Origin of the sequence: Streptomyces glaucescens (assembly GCF_002154375.1) — a bacterium.
GTDB classification, from domain to species: domain Bacteria; phylum Actinomycetota; class Actinomycetes; order Streptomycetales; family Streptomycetaceae; genus Streptomyces; species Streptomyces glaucescens.
Genome location: NZ_MUND01000050.1, coordinates 1 through 4,828 on the forward strand (window position 1 = coordinate 1; position 4,828 = coordinate 4,828).

5 protein-coding genes are annotated in these 4,828 nt (G+C 69.9%); 1 reads left to right on the plus strand and 4 read right to left on the minus strand.

The annotated features are described in order from the left end of the window. The first annotated feature begins 294 nt into the window (after nt 1–294). Nucleotides 295–1,005, plus strand: a complete 711-nt coding sequence (locus CCN42_RS04080; protein WP_086733104.1) for an ester cyclase — start codon at nt 295–297, stop codon at nt 1,003–1,005. Nucleotides 1,006–1,126: 121 nt separating this feature from the next. Here CCN42_RS04080 and groL read toward each other — a convergent pair whose 3' ends face one another. The 4 genes from groL to CCN42_RS04100 all read right to left on the minus strand — a co-directional run. After that, the gene (groL, locus tag CCN42_RS04085; protein ID WP_086171066.1) at nt 1,127–2,755 is read right to left on the minus strand and encodes a chaperonin GroEL; all 1,629 of its coding nucleotides are present in this window, start codon (nt 2,753–2,755) and stop codon (nt 1,127–1,129) included. 115 nt (nt 2,756–2,870) lie between these two features. Next, the gene (groES, locus tag CCN42_RS04090; RefSeq protein WP_043443103.1) at nt 2,871–3,179 is read right to left on the minus strand and encodes a co-chaperone GroES; all 309 of its coding nucleotides are present in this window, start codon (nt 3,177–3,179) and stop codon (nt 2,871–2,873) included. A 323-nt stretch (nt 3,180–3,502) separates the two neighbouring features. Next, entirely contained in the window at nt 3,503–4,300 is a 798-nt protein-coding gene (locus CCN42_RS04095; RefSeq protein ID WP_086733105.1) for a polysaccharide deacetylase family protein, read from the minus strand. Beyond that, on the minus strand, nt 4,297–4,828 hold a 532-nt coding region (locus tag CCN42_RS04100), incomplete at its 5' end, for a polysaccharide deacetylase family protein (RefSeq protein WP_143661846.1). The genes CCN42_RS04100 and CCN42_RS04095, both read right to left, overlap by 4 nt.

Sequence of the window (4,828 nt, forward strand, 5' to 3'; positions counted from 1 at the left end):
GGCTGTGTCCGCAAAGTCCCGTCTGCCCCGCGACGCCTGGCACGCACTCTCGCCGCGCCGGGCGAAGCCCCAAGTACATCCAGTACGAGGGACTCCGCCCGGCGCGCCGAGAGCACGCACCAGACGCCGCGGGGCCCGCCCTTCGGGCGGACGACGGGACTTTGCGGACACGACCTAGGGGGTGACGTCCGGCGGACGGGAGTGCGAGGACCGGGCCCAGGGGATGTCCGCCCGGCGGCGGAGGAGGACAATGGTGCTGATCCCGGACCTTAGCGGGGGGCCGGAGGCGGCACCATGACGTTCGTACAGCTCATCGACTGCAAGACGGCCCGGTTCGACGAGGTGAACCGGCTGATGGACAAGTGGGTCGAGCAGACCAAGGGGAAACGGACGGCGACGCACAACGTGATCGGGAAGGACCGGTCGGACGCGTCGCACTTCATCGAGATCGTGGAGTTCCCCTCCTACGAGGAGGCGATGCGCAATTCCCATCTGCCGGAGACGGACCGGATCTTCCGGGAGATGGTGGCCCTCTGCGACGAGATGCCGACGTTCACGGATCTGGACGTGGTGCGGGACGAGCAGCTGGCCACCTCCACGGTGCGGCGGTTCTTCGAGCTGCTGGCCACGCCCGGCGGGGAGCCGCCGCCGCTGGACGAGGTGATGTCGGAGCACTACCACGACCATGATCCGGCGAATGTGGAGGACGCGATCGGCATGGATCACGTCCGGCGCGGTATGCGGGTGTGGCGGGACGGCTTCGACTTCGAGTTCAGCATCGAGGACCTGATCGCCGAGGGCGACCGGGTGTGCGCCCGGTGGTACTGGAAGGGCCGGCACAAGGGCGAGTTCCTGGGCGTCCCGGCCACCGGGAGGGAGGTCTCGATGAGCGGGACGACGGTCTTCCGGTGCGGCGGGGACGGAAAGCTCGCCGAGGGCTGGTGGGAGTACGACCGGCTGGGGCTGATGGAGCAGCTGGGCGTCCTCGATGAGCTGGAGCGGTAGGAACGGAACGCGAGGCCCGCGAGGGGAGCACGGAGACCCGCGAGGGGAACGCGAAGACCCGCGAGGGGAAACGGGAAGGCCCGGCACCGTCAGGTGCCGGGCCTTCCTGCGAGGCGATGCGTCAGTGCGCGTGGCCGTGACCGTGGCCGTGGCCCGCGGCCGGCTCCTCCTCTTCCTTCTTCTCGACGACCAGGGTCTCGGTCGTGAGGAGGAGGGAGGCGATGGAGGCGGCGTTCTCCAGGGCGGAGCGGGTGACCTTCACCGGGTCGATGACGCCGGCCTTGACCAGGTCGCCGTACTCACCGGTGGCGGCGTTGAAGCCCTGGCCCTTGTCGAGCTCGGCGACCTTGGAGGTGATGACGTAACCCTCCAGGCCGGCGTTCTCGGCGATCCAGCGCAGCGGCTCGACGGCGGCCTTGCGGACGACGGAGACACCCGTGGCCTCGTCGCCGGTCTTGCCGAGGTTGTCCTCCAGCACCTTCACGGCGTGGACGAGCGCGGAGCCACCACCGGAGACGATGCCCTCCTCGACCGCGGCGCGGGTCGCGGAGATGGCGTCCTCCAGGCGGTGCTTCTTCTCCTTCAGCTCCACCTCGGTGGCGGCGCCGACCTTGATCACGCACACGCCGCCGGCCAGCTTCGCGAGGCGCTCCTGGAGCTTCTCGCGGTCCCAGTCGGAGTCGGTGTTCTCGATCTCGGCCTTGATCTGCGCGACGCGGCCCTGCACGTCCTCGGACTTGCCGGCGCCGTCGACGATCGTGGTGTCGTCCTTGGTGACGGTGACGCGGCGGGCGGAGCCGAGCACGTCGAGACCGACCTGGTCGAGCTTGAGGCCGACCTCCTCGGAGATGACCGTGGCGCCGGTGAGGACCGCCATGTCCTGGAGCATCGCCTTGCGGCGGTCGCCGAAGCCGGGGGCCTTCACCGCGGTGGCGTTGAAGGTGCCGCGGATCTTGTTGACGACGAGGGTGGACAGGGCCTCGCCCTCCACGTCCTCGGCGATGATCAGCAGCGGCTTGGAGGCGTTCGACTGGATGATCTTCTCCAGCAGCGGCAGGAGGTCCGCGATCGCGGAGATCTTGCCCTGGTGGATGAGGATGTACGGGTCGTCGAGGACGGCCTCCATGCGCTCCTGGTCCGTCACGAAGTACGGCGACAGGTAGCCCTTGTCGAAGGCCATGCCCTCGGTGAAGTCCAGCTCCAGACCGAAGGTGTTGGACTCCTCGACGGTGATGACACCGTCCTTGCCGACCTTGTCCATCGCCTCGGCGATCAGCTCGCCGACCTGCTGGTCCTGGGCGGACAGCGCGGCGACGGCGGCGATGTCGGACTTCTCGTCGATCGGGCGGGCGGTCGCCAGCAGGTCGTCGGAGACGGCCTTGACGGCGGCGTCGATGCCCTTCTTCAGGGCGGCCGGGGAGGCACCGGCGGCGACGTTCTTCAGACCCTCGCGGACCAGGGCCTGGGCCAGCACGGTGGCGGTGGTGGTGCCGTCACCCGCGATGTCGTTGGTCTTGGTCGCCACCTCCTTCACCAGCTGGGCGCCGAGGTTCTCGTACGGGTCCTCGACCTCGACCTCGCGGGCGATGGTGACACCGTCGTTGGTGATGGTGGGAGCGCCGAACTTCTTGTCGATGACGACGTTGCGGCCCTTGGGGCCGATCGTCACCTTGACCGTGTCGGCAAGCTTGTTGACGCCGCGCTCGAGGGCGCGACGGGCGTCCTCGTCGAACTTCAGGATCTTCGCCATGACAGCGTGAGCCCTCTCGAATGTGGGTGAAAGTGACTGCGCCCCGGACGCCCGGCTTCTCAGGGTCGCGGGGGCCAGGGGCGCAGTTGCAGAGCTATTGCGTCGAGGTGACGGCTTACTTCTCGATGATCGCGAGCACGTCGCGAGCCGAGAGGACGAGGTACTCCTCGTTGTTGTACTTCACCTCGGTGCCGCCGTACTTGCTGTAGAGCACGACGTCGCCGACCTTCACGTCGAGCTCGACGCGCTTGCCGTCCTCGACTCGGCCCGGGCCCACGGCCAGGACGACGCCCTCCTGGGGCTTCTCCTTGGCGGTGTCCGGAATGACCAGGCCAGAGGCCGTGGTCTGCTCGGCGTCCAGCGGCTGGACCACGATGCGGTCCTCGAGCGGCTTGATGGCAACCTTGGAGCTGGCGGTCGTCACGATCCGACCTCCCCCTTCGGAGATCTCACGGGGTTAACTGTCTGAGGTGGCGACCAGGTCGATCCGTCGTCGCGGGTGCCGGACCTGCCCGTCGCTTGTTTGGCACTCTCCAGGGGGGAGTGCCAGAGCCGAGACTATGACCGCGATTAGCACTCGGTCAAGCGGAGTGCCAATTGCCGCGCGGCGCGTCTGCCGGGTCCGGGGTGCGCGCCGGTTGTCCGCGCCGGGATCTGGCGCCCCCTCGCCGGTCGCCGCCACCCTCCGGGACGCCCGCTCCGGCCCTGAGCGGGCCTCGGCCTCCCGCGCCGGACGGGCCGCGGTCGTCAGAGGTAGTCGTCCAGCTTTCCGACCGTCAGTCCCTGCTCCTGGATGCGGCGCAGCAGGCGCACCGTCCGCTCCTTCAGGCTCGGCGTCAGGGTCTCCGTCGCCGGGACGGCGACGATGTCGCCGGGGTGGAGGCGGCGGGCCCCCTCGGTGAAGGTGAGGTCGGTGGTGGTCATGGTGGCGCGCCAGAGGACCACCGCGCGGATGCCGCAGTCCGCCGCCGCCCGCAGCGTGGTGGTGTCGTAGGTGCCGTAGGGCGGGCGGAAGAGGTGGGGGCGGACGCCGAAGCGGGCCCGGAGCTTGTGCTGCTGGCCGCAGATCTCGGCGCGCTGGCCGGCGTACGGCAGGCCGCGCAGGGCGGCGTGGTCGAGGGTGTGGTTCTGCAGGCCGGCGCCGACCGCGCGCAGGCGGGCGAAGTGGCCGTAGCCGGGTCCGGCGACGCTGTCGGTGAGGAACATGGTGACCGGCAGGCGCAGTTCGCGGACCAGGTCGACGAACCGGGGGTCCTTCTCGGCGCCGTCGTCGTAGGTGAGGAAGACGACCTTGTCGCGGGTGGGGACGCGGTCGACGACCGGCGGGAGGCCGGTCACGGGCGAGCCGGACCGCGCGGGCGGCCGCACGCTCGGGCTCGGGGGCGGCGGCAGCGGGGCGGTCAGGCCCCAGCGCAGGTGCGGCGGGGCGGACGGGGCCGTGCGGTGGGCGGCGGAGCCGGGCGCCCCGTCCTGGGCCGCCGCGCAGCCGGTCGCCAGGAGGAGCGGGAGGAGCAGGGTCCACGCGCCGGCCCGCCGCGCCCTCACAGGTAGTCCTCCAGGCGGGCCACGGCGTATCCCTCGGCGGTGACCTTGTCCAGGAACCGGCGGATCATGTCGGGCATGGTGCCCTTCCAGTCGTCCTTGCCGCGGAAGTGGCTGAGGACGATGTCGCCGGGGCGGATGCTGCGGTCCCACTCGCGGTACTCCCACCGGTCGACGAAGACCTCCTCGTTCCACAGCGGCACATGGGTGATCCCGCACATCTTGGCGGCGCGCAGGGTGTCCCGGTCGTAGTTGCCGAAGGGCGGCCGGAAGAGCAGCGGGCGCTTGCCGTAGCGCTTCTCGATGACGTCCTGCATGCCGCAGATCTCGCGCTTCTGGCGGGCGTAGGACAGGGCGGGCATGTAGGGGTGGTGGAGGGTGTGGTTGTTGAGCGGCGCTCCGCGGTCCTGCATGCGCTTGAAGTAGCCGTAGTCCTCCTTGACCAGGTAGTCGCTGAGGAATGCGGTGTACGGGATCCTCAGTTCGCTCATCATCCGCAGGAACGCCGGGTCCTTCTCGGCGCCGTCGTCG

What these genes read in the sequence shown, in the direction of transcription:
- CCN42_RS04080 (WP_086733104.1), top strand. Translation starts at nt 295, where the DNA reads ATGACGTTCGTACAGCTCATCGACTGCAAGACGGCCCGGTTCGACGAG.
- groL (WP_086171066.1), bottom strand. Translation starts at nt 2,755, where the DNA reads ATGGCGAAGATCCTGAAGTTCGACGAGGACGCCCGTCGCGCCCTCGAG.